The 17503-nt window shown below is 41.5% G+C and carries 14 protein-coding genes; 4 read left to right on the top strand and 10 right to left on the bottom strand.

The features are described from left to right. The gene (ablA, locus tag ACDZ29_RS04395) at nt 1-1437 is read right to left on the bottom strand and encodes a lysine 2,3-aminomutase (protein WP_289327379.1); all 1437 of its coding nucleotides are present in this window, start codon (nt 1435-1437) and stop codon (nt 1-3) included. A 268-nt stretch (nt 1438-1705) separates the two neighbouring features. Further along, entirely contained in the window at nt 1706-3187 is a 1482-nt protein-coding gene (locus tag ACDZ29_RS04400) for a sigma-54 interaction domain-containing protein (protein WP_375090042.1), read from the bottom strand. A gap of 167 nt (nt 3188-3354) precedes the next feature. Here ACDZ29_RS04400 and ACDZ29_RS04405 point away from each other — a divergent pair, with 167 nt between their 5' ends. After that, complete coding sequence (locus ACDZ29_RS04405) at nt 3355-3867, top strand: GNAT family N-acetyltransferase (RefSeq protein WP_375091099.1); 513 nt, start codon at nt 3355-3357, stop codon at nt 3865-3867. 209 nt (nt 3868-4076) lie between these two features. Here ACDZ29_RS04405 and ACDZ29_RS04410 read toward each other — a convergent pair whose 3' ends face one another. Then, on the bottom strand, nt 4077-4994 hold the full coding sequence (locus tag ACDZ29_RS04410) for a peptidoglycan-binding protein (protein ID WP_375090044.1): 918 nt from the start codon (nt 4992-4994) through the stop codon (nt 4077-4079). 403 nt (nt 4995-5397) lie between these two features. Here ACDZ29_RS04410 and ACDZ29_RS04415 point away from each other — a divergent pair, with 403 nt between their 5' ends. Further along, the gene (locus ACDZ29_RS04415; RefSeq protein ID WP_370016233.1) at nt 5398-6312 is read left to right on the top strand and encodes an iron-hydroxamate ABC transporter substrate-binding protein; all 915 of its coding nucleotides are present in this window, start codon (nt 5398-5400) and stop codon (nt 6310-6312) included. Nucleotides 6313-6647: 335 nt separating this feature from the next. Here ACDZ29_RS04415 and ACDZ29_RS04420 read toward each other — a convergent pair whose 3' ends face one another. From ACDZ29_RS04420 to ACDZ29_RS04445, 6 genes are all read right to left on the bottom strand, one after another. Further along, nucleotides 6648-7295, bottom strand: coding sequence for a 3-oxoacid CoA-transferase subunit B (locus ACDZ29_RS04420; RefSeq protein WP_370016234.1), 648 nt, complete (start codon nt 7293-7295; stop codon nt 6648-6650). 17 nt (nt 7296-7312) lie between these two features. Further along, complete coding sequence (locus tag ACDZ29_RS04425) at nt 7313-8008, bottom strand: CoA transferase subunit A (RefSeq protein WP_375090046.1); 696 nt, start codon at nt 8006-8008, stop codon at nt 7313-7315. 32 nt (nt 8009-8040) lie between these two features. Then, nucleotides 8041-9426, bottom strand: coding sequence for a GntP family permease (locus ACDZ29_RS04430; protein WP_370016236.1), 1386 nt, complete (start codon nt 9424-9426; stop codon nt 8041-8043). Nucleotides 9427-10240: 814 nt separating this feature from the next. After that, entirely contained in the window at nt 10241-11989 is a 1749-nt protein-coding gene (locus ACDZ29_RS04435; protein ID WP_375090048.1) for a sigma-54 interaction domain-containing protein, read from the bottom strand. Next, nucleotides 11976-13151 carry an acetyl-CoA C-acetyltransferase gene (locus ACDZ29_RS04440; RefSeq protein WP_289326249.1) on the bottom strand — a complete coding sequence of 392 codons (1176 nt, stop codon included), beginning with the start codon at nt 13149-13151 and terminating at the stop codon, nt 11976-11978. The genes ACDZ29_RS04435 and ACDZ29_RS04440 overlap by 14 nt, the downstream gene beginning before the upstream one ends. Beyond that, nucleotides 13148-14095 (bottom strand): 3-hydroxyacyl-CoA dehydrogenase family protein, encoded by a 948-nt coding sequence (locus ACDZ29_RS04445; protein WP_375090050.1) that lies wholly within the window; start codon nt 14093-14095, stop codon nt 13148-13150. Before ACDZ29_RS04445 ends, ACDZ29_RS04440 begins: the two co-directional genes overlap by 4 nt. Before the next feature lie 253 nt (nt 14096-14348). Between ACDZ29_RS04445 and ACDZ29_RS04450 the strand changes: the two genes are divergently transcribed. Next, nucleotides 14349-15125 (top strand): 3-hydroxybutyrate dehydrogenase, encoded by a 777-nt coding sequence (locus tag ACDZ29_RS04450; RefSeq protein WP_375090051.1) that lies wholly within the window; start codon nt 14349-14351, stop codon nt 15123-15125. Nucleotides 15126-15443: 318 nt separating this feature from the next. Next, complete coding sequence (locus ACDZ29_RS04455; protein WP_375090053.1) at nt 15444-16283, top strand: alpha/beta fold hydrolase; 840 nt, start codon at nt 15444-15446, stop codon at nt 16281-16283. A gap of 97 nt (nt 16284-16380) precedes the next feature. Here the strand turns inward: ACDZ29_RS04455 and ACDZ29_RS04460 are convergent, their stop codons facing one another. Beyond that, nucleotides 16381-16899 (bottom strand): histidine phosphatase family protein, encoded by a 519-nt coding sequence (locus ACDZ29_RS04460; RefSeq protein WP_370016241.1) that lies wholly within the window; start codon nt 16897-16899, stop codon nt 16381-16383. Nucleotides 16900-17503: the final 604 nt, after the last annotated feature.

A 17503-nucleotide genomic window follows, 5' to 3' on the forward strand; every position in this document is an offset into this window, starting at 1 on the left:
TCATTCCTCCTTGCCTTCAGATTTCACCGAGCCGCTTCCGACCAAGGCATTCTTTTTTTCTTGGGCTAACCTTAATTTTTCCTTCATTTCATCCCGTTTATCACGGCGATCCTTCAATGATGCATGTTCATCAGTGGTTTCATACGCCTTTCTCTTGTCAAGACGGCGAAGGCCCTCTGGCACCAAATTGAATTTCTCATCCGTCATGAGAGCGGAAATCCCCACGGCTTCTTTCCTATCCTCAGTACCATACACTTCATCAAAGTAAGCATCCGCACTGCCGGAAACATAATTCTTCGGCTCCGGATAACTAGTGATCACTCCTTCAAAGTTCCGTAAAACGACTTTATCCGGACTTTGCGAAAGCAGGTAATTCGGAGTCAAGGCAATCTTTCCTCCACCGCCAGGAGCATCCACCACAAAGGTTGGCACCGCATATCCTGATGTATGGCCGCGAAGCGCTTCAATGATTTCCAGTCCTTTTGAAACCGGCGCCCGGAAATGGCCAATCCCTTCAGATAGATCACATTGATAAATGTAATAAGGCCTAACCCTTGCTTTAACACAGTCATGCATAAGCTTTTTCATGATATGGACACTATCGTTGATGCCAGCCAGGATGACAGCCTGATTACCAAGCGGCACGCCTGCCATCGACAGCATATCGCATGCCTTTTTCGCTTCATCCGTCAATTCAAGGGAATGATTGAAATGCGTATTTAACCAAATCGGATGATACTTTTTCAGAATATTGCATAAATTTTCCGTAATCCTCTGCGGGAAAACGACCGGTGCACGAGTTCCGATCCGAATGATTTCCACATGCGGGATGGCACGTAAGTTACTCAATACATATTCAAGGATCTTATCATTGATCAACAGGCCGTCTCCTCCAGAAATCAGCACGTCCCTAACTTCGGGAGTATTCCGGATATATTCAATCGCCCCGTCCAGCTGCTTTTTGGGAACACCCATGCCAACCTGACCTGAAAAACGGCGGCGCGTACAATACCTGCAGTACATGGAGCATTGGTTCGTTACAAGGAATAGAACGCGATCCGGATAACGATGCGTCAATCCTGGAACAGGGGAATCCTCATCCTCATGCAGCGGATCCTCCAAATCATATCTGGTTTTGTTCATTTCTGCCGAAAGCGGTACCGACTGTAAACGAATCGGACAGCGAGGATCATCCGGATTCATCAAAGATGCATAATATGGCGTAATGTTCAATGGAATCGTTTGAGTCGAAATCCGGACTCCTTCCTCTTCATCAGGTGTCAAGTTGACGACCTTTTTCAGATCATCCAATGTTTTAATCGTATTGGTCAATTGCCAGATCCAATCATTCCACTGCTCTTCCGTTACGTCCTTCCAAAGTTCGATATCATTATAATGCCTGCGCCCACCAAGGTATTCTGTATGTTTTACATCCATTCCCATCAAATTCATTTAATATGCCCCCTTATTCTAAGAACTTATCTATATACATTTGCAAGAATGATGCCAACATTCAAAACAAGGGAAACATAAGAAAAGGGGCACAAATCGACCTTAAAATCGCAAATAATTTTTCGTTATGCCTAATTTTTTGCAGCCAGATTCTTTGCGCCAAGCAAAAAAAAAGAGGGTCTCTTTACACAAGAGCCCTCTTCAAGTTACATCATTATCAATGATTTGACAGCGTTTTCAAATACAACCACATTTATTTTGATTCTCGCGATCCTGCCGTATAAACTTTTTCAATGCCGTACTTGTTTAACTTATATTGTAATCCCTGTCTTTTAATATTGAGGGCTTCAGCCGTTTTGCTGATATTCCCGTTATATTTCTCGAACATATTGATGATCATTTCCCTTTCCATTTCTTCAAGAACGACAGGTAAATCAATCTTATTTTTCAATGGGGAAGGATGGTTCTGCGTATTTGATGCAGCGTAATTCCCTGAAGGAAAAAGATATGCAGGAAGATGGTGTTCATCAATCATATCTTCCCCTGCGTCCATGACGTTAAAGGTTAACTCGATGGCATGTCCCAGTTCACGAATGTTCCCGGGCCATGGATATTGAAGAAGCCGCTGCATTGCCTTATGACTGATTCCGCGTACTTCCGTAAAGAATGATTTGTTGAATTTCTGAATAAAGTGATTGACGATTTCCGGAATATCCGTTTTACGCTCCAGCAGTGAAGGCATTTGGATCGTCACGACATTCAGGCGAAAGAATAAATCCGAGCGAATGATTCCCCGATCTAACGCCTCTTCTGGAGAAATGTTCATCGCAGCAATGATCTTCACATTAACCTTTTGCTCCTTCGAACCCCCAACACGGCGTACCTCGCCTTCCTGAAGCACCCGCAGCAATTTTGCCTGCAGGCCGAGATCGAGGCTATTCAACTCATCAAGGAAAAGGGTACCGCCATTTGCCTGTTCAAAAATGCCCAGGCGATCCATCGCTCCGGTAAAAGCCCCTTTTGTCGTACCGAACAGCAGCCCCTCCATCAATTCCTTTGGAACAGCCGCACAGTTTTGCGCTATGAATGGTTGATTTCGCTGAGCACTTACATTATGTATACTTTGAGCGACCAATTCTTTTCCCGTCCCTGTAGGTCCATAAATCATGACTGGGGAATGTGTACGGGCCGCTTTTTTCGCCAATGAAATGGCTTGCTTAAATGCAGGGCTATCACCGATTAAATCACTGAAATGGTAGGTCGCCGTCCCTTCAAGGAACTTGGTTTTCTTATGGGTCTCGGCCAGCTGGGAACGCAAATCAACAATTTGGTCGTACATATTCATGACCTTCGTAATATCCTTTGCTATTTCCACTGCCCCAATAATTTCACCATCCTCATATAAAGGATACGTACTATTGATTGAAGTTATTTTTTTCTCTTTTAAATTGACATACGTCTGGATGGACTCATTCGTTTCCACGCCCTTTTCCAATGCTACATGCAGCGTACTGGATTCATCGGTCAAGGATGGATAAAGCTGAAAGATATTCTCCCCCAATACCTGTTCACGATCAAGCCCATCGATATGTGCCATCATTTCATTGTAGAAAACCGTATCCCCATCTTTATTCACTATATGGACACCCACATTGATCACATTCAATATCCATTCAAATTGAGTGGAAAACTGATTCACTGAAGATTTCATTTCTTCATCTCCGTTCTCTGTCATTTGATAGAATCACCTGTAAATTATAGCATTTAATGGGAAACTTTCATCTCTTTATCTTTAATAAAATCATACCCCAATAGAATAGTAATTTCACATATAAAAAAAGGTATCTCGCATCCAGCAAAGAAAGTTACTATAAGAAAAATTAAAAGGCAGGGGTGAGTCGGATTTCAGAACGAAGCAAAGAAACCAGATTAGAAATTAAACCATGGGAAGATAAGGACCTTGATTTACTTTTTCAACTTAATGCCCCAGAAATGATGGCACATCTTGGTGGTCCGGAAAGTAATGAACAAATCATGAAACGGCATCAACGGTATCTTCAGCTGGGAAATAAGGGGTGCATGTTTAGCATCATCCTGTTTCCAGAGACAGAAGCAGCTGGTTCCGTTGGCTACTGGCAAACCGAATGGAATAATGAAAATGTGTACGAAATCGGTTGGAGCGTCCTCCCTTCATTTCAGGGACAAGGAATCGCATCCCATGCCGTGAAGGCTCTGATAGCCAAAATCAAAGCCGAACGGAAATATAAATATATTCACGCATTCCCGTCAATCAATAACCCTGCGTCAAACGCAATTTGCCGTAAGCTAGACTTCCGCCTCATCTCCGAATGTGAATTCGAATACCCACCGGGAAGCCTAATGCGATGCAATGATTGGTGCTTGGAACTTGAATGAATTCTTTATGGATTATTCCCGGGTAAGTCGAATTATGCCGAGTTTAGGTGAATTATTTCCCGGGTAAGGTTTGGGGGGAGGTCGAATAATATCGTGTGCAGGCCGGATTTGGTGTTGTTCGATTATTGCGATGTAGGTCGAATTATGCTGTGTAGGTCGAATTATTGCTGTGTAGGATCAAATCCGCCATCATTTACCCGCATTCTCTATCAAGCAAACAATTCATTCCATGTTTCTTTACCTGCTTGCTTATCTGCAGAAATCTTGCTTGCCTTTTGGTATTTATATAATGCCATCTCTGTATTATCACCGAATTCTGCGTCAAGGGGCCCAGGGGTAAAGCCTTCCATGTAAAGTGCTGCTTGGAGGATCCATGTGATATTGCCTGCAGCTCCTTTTTTTACGGTGACAATCGCAGTCTTGGTTTTAGGCCCCCATTTTCCATCGACAGCAAGCTTTTTATTGAATTGCTTATTCAGTTCCGTTTGTATAGCTTTTATAAGGGCCGATCGAGTTTCGGGACCGTAAAACCCATCAACGGAAATTGCTGCTTTATACCGGCTATTTAACGTATTTTGTATGGAAATTATATAGGTATCTCCTTTGCTGGTTTTCGGGATATCCGTTTTTTCGAATTTAAAGGTAAGATGAGGTTCTTTCCCTGCTTGTAACTGTGAATAGGATAGCCCACCCGTCATTTCCAAGTGGGGATAATCCTTGAATGAACTCCAATCCCCGCCCCATTTAAATCCTAAATCCTTACCTATAGCAGCTACACGCTGCCACTTTGAATTCACTGTCCAGTTCGCTTTCTTGCCATCATCACTCACAGTGAAAAAATCAATAGCCAGTCCAAAATTATGATAAGACTGGCCTGGTTTAGCGTTTGTCACATTAGGCTTAGCTAGATTACTATAGTTTTTTCCATTGTAGCTGTAAACTCTTCCTTGGCCATAAAGCGCAGCTTGTTCTTCCAAAGAGCGGTGGCCAGCACTTATCTGTACATAAATCCCTTCATTATAAGCACGTTCGATCATTTCCAATGCTGATGCCTTCACCACTGGATTCATCCTTGTGCCCATCTTTTTCACTGATCTATCCAATAATGTTCGTAATGCTACTGTCAATGTAATCCCTCCTTTAAACCTTATATAAGCCTTTTTAACGGAAAAGTAGCATGGCTGGAATATTTCCATTTTATTATTAAGTCTCCGTTAATTGATTATGCCTTATTGAAAGGTTCTTCAGTTCTGATCTATCTTCCTTTGCCACATCTAGACCAACATTGCCGATCTTTGAACAGTTTTCTTAGTCCTCCGTGTATTTTCATAGCTTCGCCCCACCCAGCCTTAAACATGTTTCTACAAGTAGGGGCAACAGCTTAGTTCAATGAGTTTAGCAATCTGGCGAAAGTCATTGACAATGATTATCATTCCTATTAACATATTAAGTAGTAATTGAAAATGAATATCATTACTAATTACATACATTTTTTAAACTTATACTATAATAAGCAAGGAGAAAATCAGAATGAAAAAACTATTCATACCATTCCTACTCTTGTTCGTACTTATTCTTAGTGCTTGTGGGAACAACGAGACAGCGAACGAAGATAATGCAGCCAAGACTAAAAAAGAAACATTTACCTATCAATCAGAAACTGGCCCTATTGAGATTCCTAAAAACCCAAAAAGAATAATTGCTCTCTCTAATGGACCTAATGTTTTGGCTTTAGAAGGTAATATCGTTGGGATAGATCAATGGACTAATATGAATCCCCTTTTTCAAGAAAAACTTAAGGGAGTGGAAGTCGTTTCAGAAGATAGCCTGGAGAAAATCATCGAACTGGAACCGGACCTAATCATAGCAGGATCCGAGATGAAAAATATTGGCAAACTAAATGAAATTGCTCCTACTGTAGTATTCACTTGGGGGAAATTGGATTATTTATCACAGCAGATAGAAATCGGAAAACTCTTAAACAAAGAAAAGGAAGCAAAAGAATGGGTTAATGATTTCAAAACGCGTGCAGAATCCGCAGGAGAAGCGATACGTGCAAAAATTGGCGAAGATGCAACCGTTTCTGTAATTGAAAATGATGCCAAGGAGTTTTATGTATTTGGAAATAATTATGCACGCGGGACAGAAATATTGTATCAAGCAATGGATTTGAAAATGCCTGAGAAAGTAAAAGAAAAGGCACTTAAATCAGGCATTTATGTCCTCTCATCGGAAGTGCTTCCTGAGTATTCTGGAGATTATATGATCTTTAGTAAAAACCCGGATGTTGTTAATTCATTTTTGGAGACTGATTCATGGAAAAATATACCTGCCGTTAAGAACGATCGTGTATTTGAAATAAATAGTAAAGCATCAACTTACAGTGATCCAATCACACTAGAGTATCTTCTGGAATTCTTCGAAAAATCATTTCTTAACAATTAATATGCAAAGAAGGAATTCTTTTAATAAGAATTCCTTCTTTCAGACTGTAGACGAACTCGATGAAAACCGTGTTTGCCTACAGTTTTTTTATTTCTCCATACAAACTCTATGTAAAAAATGGAAGATGATAATTTTTCTAAGATTGATAACTGAATGAAAAGCCTGTTTTCCCTCCACAATCTCTAGTAAAATACAAACTGCTTTTTAACTATAGAAAGGGAATTTATTTCAACAACAAAAAAAAGACTACCTCCGTCCGCACGTTTACGAACTGAAAGTAGCCTAATAATGAGTTTTATCCGTTTCCCTGATAGGTCAATTCAAGTAATCTCTTACTATGCCTTAATTTCAATAGAGGGGCTTATTGTAAAGTCAGCCTCTGTTTTACTTTTCACTTCATCAAGTGTTATGCCATTTTGCAATTCAATCAATTCCATACCCGCTTCTGTAAAATGAAATACGGCCAATTCTGTAATCAGGCAATGGACGACCTTTTCTCCCGTCAATGGCAGTGTACAACTCTTTTTCACTTTGGATTCCCCATGTTTGTTCACATGGTCCATGATGACAACGATCCGTTTTGCTCCTTGGACGAGGTCCATCGCACCTCCCATTCCTTTTACCATCTTCCCTGGAATCATCCAGTTTGCCAAGTCCCCATTTTCGGAAACTTCCATCCCGCCTAAAATGGCTAGATCGATGTGGCCGCCGCGAATCATTGCGAACGATTCAGCACTATCAAAAAATGATGCCCCGGCCTTTGCCGTTACTGTTTCTTTTCCTGCATTAATCAAATCCGGATCGACTGCATCTTTTTCTGGATATGGTCCGATTCCCAGTAAGCCGTTTTCCGATTGAAGCATAACATTAAAGTCATTTGGAATCATGTTAGCAATCAAGGTCGGCATTCCGATTCCTAAATTTACACACATACCATCTTGGATTTCTTTAACGGCCCGTTCTAAAATTTGTTGTCTAGTCATTCGAATACTCCTCCTTTTTATACGTTAGCAGTTGTAAGTTTTTCAATTCGTTTTTCATAACGGTTTCCTACAAGTACTTTTTGTACATAAACCCCTGAAGTATGAATTTCATCTGGATCGAGCTCTCCTGTGTTCACAAGCTCCTCCACTTCAACAATCGTGACTTTCCCCGCGGTGGCAACGACAGGGTTAAAGTTTCTTGCCGTTTTCCGATAGACGAGATTACCGAAATGATCTGCTTTCCAAGCTTTTACAAAGGAAAAATCTCCGACTATTCCTTTTTCCATAATGTATGTGCGACCATCAAACTCTTTATGTTCTTTACCTTTGGCGACTTCCGTTCCTACCCCAGTAGCTGTATAGAAGGCAGGGATTCCTGCTCCACCCGCTCTTAGACGCTCAGCAAGCGTTCCTTGGGGAACTAGCTCGACCTCCAGCTCTCCACTTAAAAATTGCTGCTCAAATAATTTATTTTCCCCTACATAAGAAGCGATCATTTTTTTGATTTGTCTATTTTCCAGCAAAAGACCTAGACCCCAATCATCGACTCCACAATTGTTGCTGACAATGGTCAAATCCTTTACACCTTTATCACGCAAAGCAAAAATCAGATTTTCTGGAATTCCGCTTAATCCGAACCCGCCAACGATAATGGTTGCTCCATCCTCGATTTGTTGAATAGCGCTTTCAAAAGATGTTAATAATTTACTCATTTTCCATCATCTCCATTCCTAATACTATTCTATTAAATAAATAGGGAAGTTGCAAAAGCAAGGATGAACACAGTCACTGTTTTCAAAATCGTGATCGCAAAGATATCCTTGTAGGATTGACGATGTGTCAGTCCTGTAATAGCAAGTAAAGTAATAACGGCACCGTTATGCGGAAGCGTATCCATTCCGCCAGATGCCATGGATGCAATTCGATGTAGCATTTCCGGGCTGATTCCAACACTTTGAGCCACCTGTAAATAGTGACCGCCCATTACTTCTAACGCAATCGAAAGTCCACCAGATGCAGATCCTGTAATCCCTGCCAGTACATTGACGGCAATAGCCTCCGATACGAGTGGGTTACCGCTTGCATTGAACACCCAGTTTTGAATCACCGAGAATCCAGGAAGCGTTTTCACGACATTCCCAAAACCAACTTCAGACGCAGTATTGAATATTGCAAGCAAAGATCCCATTGCAGCAGCTGTTAATCCACTTGCCAATTTGACCTTTATACGCCCAACATTCAGAAGCATCGCTGCAATAATACCGATTGTCAGTGCAACAATCAAAGACCAGGATGAAGTGACTGTGCTTACATCGGCAATATTGAAGGATTCCTTCAACACCGATGCATCATACCAGTGCTTAACCGAAATGGCACTGCGACTGAAAGCAAAATTAAACGCTACGACAAGGACGAGCGGTACGATGGACAGCCAAAAGTTAGGCAGGTTTTGCTCTTCGGCACTTTCCGGTTCATTAATATGTCCTTCCCCGTAGCCTTCACCATTTGCCACCGCTTGTTTACGGCGACGTTCTAACCAGATCATTCCGCCAGTGAATACCATGATCGCGCCAATAATCCCGATTAATGGAGCTGCATAAGTATCTGTTCCGAAATAGTTCGTTGGAATGATATTTTGAATCTGTGGTGTTCCAGGAAGGGCATCCATCGTATAAGTGAATGCGCCTAATGCAATCGTTCCTGGCAATAATCGCTTTGGAATGTCTGCTTCTTTAAAAATTGCAGCTGCAAATGGATAAACGGCAAATGCCACTACAAACAGCGAAACCCCGCCATATGTCAGCGCCGAACAAGCCAGCACTACAGCAAGAATAGCCTGCTTTGAACCTAGTGATTTTACGATGGTCTTGGCAATGGATGCTGCTGCACCGCTCATCTCCATGACTTTTCCAAATACGGCCCCTAATAAAAATATCGGGAAAAATGCTTTTACATAGTTAGCAGCAAACGTCATATAAGTTTCTGTATAACTCGGCAGCAAATGCCCGCCAGATAAAATGACCGCCAATAACGTAACAATTGGCGCTATGATAATGACCGGATAGCCCCGATAGGCTAAAAAGATTAAAAGTCCTAAAGCCACTGCAATGGCTAAGATTTGAATCACCAATTTAATTCCCCCTTTTCTTTTTCTCCCCTTGCCCCCAAATTATTTCGGAAGCCTTTAAGTAGAAACATTAATCTCCCTAAATTCCATATTTTTAATTTTTCCGCTTTCACCATCCAAACCTGCCTTCCCCAAGTCAAGCTGAATGATCTTACTAAGTGCTTCCCATTTATTGAGAACGCTTTCAACAAACTATTGAATTAAAAATCCCTTTTCATTTTACGTCGAAACACCAGATAAAATGACAGATAGGCCATTCACCAAAGTATTTATGCAATTCTTGTGCCAACTTATCCTAAATTAAAAGAACATCATCTTTTAAAGCCTTTTCAAAGATTTCATCTCCCTTTTTATAAATTGTAAAAGCTGAAACCCCTTAAAACTGTCAAGGTTTCAATACACAGAAGTCATAAACCCCAAAAAAGTGTAAACCTTTTCTTACAACATTCAAATCCCCTCTTGTTTTGTGTACGGATTTCTTAACACACTCAAGGATTTACGGGTGTAAAACATGCACAAATGTGTATCTATTCTTAAGAGGTGGTTTAAAAGTATAAAAAAAGTACCCTTTGGCTAAAGGGCACTTCAGAATGTAGACAAACTCCATAATAATGATTTTTTGAGGATTTGTATAAATTGACCGTTGCGTTCAACTCCATGCACTCGCTTTCCGCGGGCGATCCGCCCTCGACACATTTGCGCCTGCGGGGTCTCCTTTGGACACGCTTTTCTAAGCAGGAGTTTCGCACACCCGTTCCAATCAAAATTGTTTTAAAATTCAGAAAGAACCCTTTGGCATAAGGGTTCTTTTCTACAATCATAAACCATATTTATTCATTTTTTCATACAGTGTTGTTCGGCTCACTCCGAGTCTCTTTGCCGTTTCTGATTTATTACCAGAAGTCATTTCCAAACATGAAACGATTGCAGCCCGTTCAGTTTCATCCATTACTTCAGCTAAAGTGCGGATTGAGACTGATTCTTTATGTCCCGTTATTTCTTTAGGAAAATGCTTGGAACGTATCATTTCCTCTTCATCGACGATATTCAATGCACGTTCAATAATATTTTCCAACTCACGAATATTACCCGGCCATTTATAAAGGCGAAGGAGACGTAATGCTTGATCACTCATGCCCTGTACGTGTTTTTTCATGAGGTTCTGGTACTTTTCAACAAAATGATTTACCAGTATTTCAATGTCTTCCGGTCGCTCCCTTAAGGAAGGTACGTGGATTTGCATGACCTTTAACCGGTAATACATATCAAGTCGGAATTCCCCTTTCGAGACCATTTCCTCCAAATTACGATTCGTTGCAGCAATTACCCGTACATCAATGGGAATGCTTCCCGTCGAGCCGACCCGTTCAATTTCTTTTTCTTGTAAAACACGGAGCAATTTCACTTGCATATGCAGTGGCAGCTCACCGATTTCATCCAGAAAAATCGTCCCGCCTTCAGCCGCTTCGAACTTACCTGCTTTTCCGCCTTTTTTTGCACCAGTGAAAGAACCCTCTTCATAGCCAAAAAGCTCTGACTCCAGCAGCTCTGCTGGGATGGCTGCACAGTTCACTTTGACAAATACACCCATGGCCCGTCTGCTGGCATTATGAATTGAATGCGCAAACAGTTCCTTACCAGTTCCGCTTTCACCCAAAATCAACACATTTGAGTCGCTTTTAGCAGCAATTTTCGCTTGACCTTTTACTTCCATGAATTCTGGACTTCTTCCCATCAAATGATCAAACGTATAGGAGGCCTTATTTCTCTCGCGAAAATCGCCTTTGTACTTTTTCAGCTCTACTTCAAGTGAGTTTATCCGCTTGGAAAGAGCGGTAAACTGCCCGACATTCTTAAAAAGAATCTTCCCGACCGCTCCCATTAATTTACCTTGTTTCCGTATCGGGGAGCGGGTCGCAATTATATAATTATCTTTAATCTTCTGTAATTCAGCGACCTCTTGCTTTCCAGTTTTGGCGACCACATGCATACGGGTATTTTCAATGACCTCCGTTACATGTCTCCCAATAGAGCTTTCCTGATCGACTCCAAGAAAATCCGCATAAGCGTGGCTCAGCATTTGGACATACCCTTCCGTATCGACCATCACCAAGCCATCATAGGCAAATTCGATGATATCCTTAAACAGAATTTCTTCATGATTATCGATATTAAGGAAATCACTTTTATTATTTGTAAACAATAGGAGATAAATCTGATATTCCTCATCAACCATTTGAACGATTGCTTTTCTGACAATCCCATTATTACCGTTCAAACGAATAGGAGTATTTACGTCTGGTATAAGGTTTTTTTCGATAATTAAATTTACTCGCAGGTCAAATTGATTCTCGGCAAAAGCCTCAGATAATACGCTATTGCATAAAACGATTTCTTTTTCGTTTTTCGTTACCAAAACCCCAAAAGGTAATTCTTCCAATATCGCTTTCACCAATTCCAATTGAACAGTTTTATTATCGCTGGCCATTCCCATTCTCCTTAACCGGTCTGAAGTTCCCCCCATTATATCATAGGAAATTGAGGCCAATGCATCAACGTTCCACAATCAGCGCAGTTCCCTGTCCGCCTCCGATACATAGGGTGGCAAGGCCGGTTTTTGCATCTCTGCGCTTCATTTCATACAACAATGTCACTAAGATGCGGGCACCAGATGCACCTACCGGGTGGCCCAGAGCAATTGCCCCGCCATTTACATTCACTTTTTCCGGATTCAATTCAAGGTCCTTCAGCACGGCAAGTGACTGGGCCGCAAAGGCTTCATTCACTTCCATCAAATCAATATCATCTATTGATAATCCCGCTTTTGCCAAAGCTTTTCTTGTCGCAGGCACTGGGCCGTATCCCATGATTTTCGGATCAAGCGCGGCGTTTCCATATGACTTAATTGTCGCTAACGTTTCCAGTCCCAGCTCGTCCGCTTTTTCTTTGGACATCAGGACCAACATCGCCCCACCATCATTGATCCCGGATGCATTTCCAGCCGTAACCGTTCCATTTTCCTTAAAAGCAGGACGTAGCTTCGTTAGCTGGTCTATGGTCAGCCCATGACGTGGGTGCTCATCTTGGTCTACCAAGATTGTCTTTCCTCTGCGTTTATATTCAACAGGTACGATTTCATCTGCAAATCGTCCTTCTAGCTGCGCCTTTTCAGCCTTCAATTGGCTATCTAAAGCAAATTCATCCTGCTTTTCCCGGCTGATGTCCCACTGCTCCGCAATATTCTCCGCAGTCACGCCCATATGATACTGATTGAAAACATCCGTTAAGGCATCATAGGTCATTGAATCCACTGCTTCGGCATTACCCATTTTCTGTCCAAAACGATAATTTGGAAGTAAATACGGGGCATTGCTCATGCTTTCAATCCCCCCAGCAAGAATCACATCGGCATCACCAAGGGCAATGAATTGCGCTCCCATTATTACCGTACGGAGGCCAGACCCGCAAAGTTTATTAACGGCCATTGCCGGCGTTGTTTCCGGAATCCCTGCATGAATCGCAACCTGACGTGCCACATTTTGCCCTAATCCAGCAGATAGAATATTTCCAATCAATACCTCATCGATCATATCAGCCGAGATATTTGCCCGCTTAATCGCTTCCTTTGCTGCCACAACTCCCAAGTCAACCGCTGAAACATTGGCTAGACTGCCTCCAAACGCACCCACTGGTGTTCTTGCTGCCCCTACTATCACTACTTCTCTCATAATACTTCCTCCTTCTCCATTTTTAATTTACCTAGTTTAATAAAATTACGGTCCCTCTCATTGATTTTCTGAGAAACGGTAGATTCCTCATACGTGAAAATCCCTTCACCCGACTTCGCCCCAAGCTTCCCCTTTTCGACCAAATCACGAATCAAAACAGGGGCTTCCTTACTCTGATCCAACACTGGTGAAACATTATCAAAAACACGCTGCCATGTATCCAGTCCGCCAAAATCGGCAATCTCGATTGGCCCTGTAAATGCCCATCGAAAACCTGGTCCTGCCGTTATCGCTGTATCAATATCCTCAGCATTGGCAACGCCCTCTTTTAATAGATAAAAGGCTTCCCGCATCAAGGCAGTCTGCAAACGGTTAGCAATGAATCCTGCTATTTCTTTTTTCAAGAGAATCGGAGACTTACCGATTTTACGCATCAAATCAAGTGTTGTCTTGACGACTTCCGGCTTTGTATCGTTATGCTGAACAACTTCAACCAAAGGAACCAAATGGCCAGGATTAAAGAAATGCGTGATTACCATTCGGTCCGCAAACGAGGCCTTCTCCATCAATTGGGAAATCGGAAAGGTCGATGTATTTGAAGCCACAATTGCATCCGGTTTGATTATCTTCTCCAATTGCTGATAAAGATCCAACTTCAACCCGATGACTTCCGGAATGGCCTCAATGATAAAATCAGCATCCCTTATAGCCCCTTCCAAATCAACACTATATGTAATATTAGCTAAGGCACCTTGCTTTTCCCGATCAGTCAAGACCCCTTCCTCAATGAGCAATGCTAGATTCTCAGAGATTCGATTTTGGGCATATACTAGATACTCTTCCTTTATATCGTTGATGGTGACGGAATACCCGCCAACTGCAAATGATTGAGCGATTCCACTCCCCATTACACCTGAACCGATAATGGCTATTTTTTTAATCATCTAGATTCTCCTTTCTTATCCGTTTAAATTACCTGCATTTACTCACCTTTTTATGTATGCAATATCTGTGCCAGCAATATGGGTAAACAAAAATTCTTTTGTTATTTTGAAAATCATGATAGACTCTTACTCAATAACCTATACCATATTTTCATAACCTTCCCTTTATATTCCCTTCCCTAGTTAAATATCCCTGTTCACCAACTTAATATGACAGACCTGGACCATTACATTTTTATTGGAGGAATGTAATATGGTTAAAGATAAAGTGGCGATAATTACCGGATCTGCCAGAGGAATTGGCTTTGAGATTGGAAAGATATTTGCTGAAAATGGCGCAAAGGTCGTTTTGTCCGACCTTGATCTAAACACTGTTGAAAAAGCTGCATTGGACCTAATGAACAAAGGCTTGGATGTTATCGGCTTAAAAGCAGACGTAACAAGTGAAGAAGATATTACCCAACTAATCAAACAAGCTAAAGACAAATATGGACGAATTGATATTTTCATTAATAACGCCGGCCTTCAACATGTTGCACCAATCGAAGAGTTTCCAACTGAAAAATTCGAACTGATGATCAAAATCATGCTGACCGCTCCATTCATCGCGATTAAGAACGTTTTGCCCATCATGAAAGAACAAGGCTTCGGCAGAATCATCAACATCTCTTCCATTAACGGACTAATTGGATTCGCCAACAAAGCAGCTTACAATAGTGCAAAACACGGTGTAATCGGATTAACGAAAGTAGCCGCCTTAGAAAGCGCCTCTTCAGGCATAACCGTAAATGCCCTTTGCCCAGGATACGTGGACACACCTCTCGTCCGCGGTCAACTGGAGGACTTGGCAAAAACAAGGCAAGTACCGCTGGAAAGCGTTTTGGAAGAAGTCATCTATCCGCTCGTCCCACAAAACCGCTTGCTCGACGTAAGCGAAATTGCCGACTACGCCATTTTCCTTGCAAGCGACAAAGCACGAGGCATCACCGGCCAGGCAGTTGTGTTAGATGGCGGGTATACAGCACAATAAAATACATCTTGCAAAAGAACAAAAGCCCGAATGAATGGCACCAAAAAGGTGCTCTTTTATTCGGGCTTTTCTGTATTCATGGAATAACAGGACAGACTTTTTCCTGAGGAAATAATGTGGAAAATTTTGGTGGCACAAAGAATTCCCCCATGTTACAGTATTATAGGGATACCTCCCATTTTACAAATATAAAAGGAGGCCTCGTCATGATTATTAAGTGGGTTAGACTGCGATAATTAAAGGGGCAGGCCCATCATGCTCCGGAAAGAATTTATTGATCTGCGCAATTGGATAATATTTTAAGCGGAGGTAAAAAACATGAGTGAACAGATACTGAAAATAAATAAAGTCGATATATGTACAGAAATTTTTGGAAACCCTAAGGACCCTGCTGTGCTTTTGATCATGGGAGCCATGTCTTCATTAGACTGGTGGGATGACGATTTCTGTCTCCGACTCGCTGGTCAGGGGAGGTTTGTCATTCGGTACGATCATCGGGATCTGGGACGATCGGCCGTTTATGAACCCGGTACTTCCAACTATACAATAACGGACATGGCTGACGATGCCGTGGGTGTCCTGGACGCTTATTCCATAAAGCAAGCTCATATCGTCGGAATGTCCCTAGGCGGTATGATCGGCCAGATTCTTGCCTTAAAATATCCGAAACGCGTATTTACCCTTACGCTAATTGCATCAAGTGTGTTCGGGACTGTGATGGAAAAACTGCCTCCAATGGACCAGACTATATTGGATCACCATGCGAAGAGTGCTTTCATCGATTGGTCAAATCGGGAGGCGGTCATCCCTTACCTTGCGGACGGATGGAAAACATTAGCCGGTTCCAAACCTTATGAGCAGGAAAGAATGTATAAACTGGCGGAAAGAGAGTTTGATCGCGCCAAACAGCTACCGAGCAGATTTAATCATGCCATGCTGCAAGGCGGAGACTTGTATTACGATAGAATGGGTGAGATCAGTGTACCTGTCCTCATTATCCATGGCACAGAAGATCCAGCCCTGCCATACGAGCACGGGCTTGCACTTACGAAAGCCATCCCTCATGCAGAATTAGTGACTCTTGATGGATCAGGGCATGAGATTCATAGTGAAGATTGGGACAAAATTATAGATTCAGTTATAAAGCTTAGTTCGTGATAAAAGAATAAGTCGAAGATGACCCTAATAAAAGCCCAATTTCTCAGTGGTACAAACGAGAAATTGGGCTTCCTTTGTTATATAGCGTACACAAACGTTAATTCAAATGCGTGGTACTGTTTAAAAATCTAATAAGTTTATATGGATGTTCGGTATACTCAAGAAGATGAATGCCAGTATTATTGGAATTGAACCACACATCATCAATTTCGTGTGGCAATTGAAGAAAACTTTCAATTATTTTTGTAATCATACCCCCGTGGGACACAACCGCAATCCTTTTATAGTTTGCACTGTTTTCTCTAAGGTGGGAAAGTACATTTTGAGCTCGTAATCTAAAATCAGATTCACTCTCCCTATCTTGCATCTCTCGTAACTCATCCAAGAATGTTACTGGACATTTGATAGTATTGGATAAAGTTTCAGCAGTTTTACTGGCACGAATTAAGGTACTTGACCATATGAATTCCGGTGGAAACTCTTCTGAAACACGACGACACATTTTTTCCACTTGTTCCACGCCCTTAATAGTTAGCGGTAAATCTGTAGATCCTTCATAATTTTCTTCTAAAAAATCGTCTTCTGACTCACCATGTCGAATTAATAGTATCTGCAAGATAACACCTCAATTTTGTTTATATATCCAAATTAGTAATTCTATTCAACTTTAATAAAACCTTTAAAAGAATAAAAACAGAAGTATTCGTTACAATTTATACGTGCATGAAACTTGTTCGTTGCATAAGAAAAGGAGCTGCTGATCAGCTCCTGGTAATGAAGTAAAGCATCCGTTAGTTCTACAAAAAAATCAACATACCCTTTAACAGAGCTGGCTTAAAAAATGTAATATATTTACACATAACCACTGGAACATCTGTTCTATTTATGTTATTATTATAAAAACAAAAAAAAGATCTGATCCTACCAAACGATTTGATCCGTAATTATAATTAAAGGTCGGTTGTATCCGCGGGCCTTACACGGTTGTACCGCTGAGCCGAGCCAATTGCTCTAGGGTGCCGGTAAAGACAGCTCCGAACTTCAGCTAACGCACCCATTAATTTAATAATCTGTTTAAATTTGAAAGGATTGAACTAAACAATCTTCATCATCGACAATTTTCTTTTTTTCTTCAAAATCTATATTTAGCTCACTCTCTTGATACCTGCTGCCGTACTCACGATTATTGCTATGGTACTTACAAATCATACCCGGGTCGT

The organism is Peribacillus sp. RS7 (assembly GCF_041956845.1).
GTDB lineage: Bacteria > Bacillota > Bacilli > Bacillales > DSM-1321 > Peribacillus.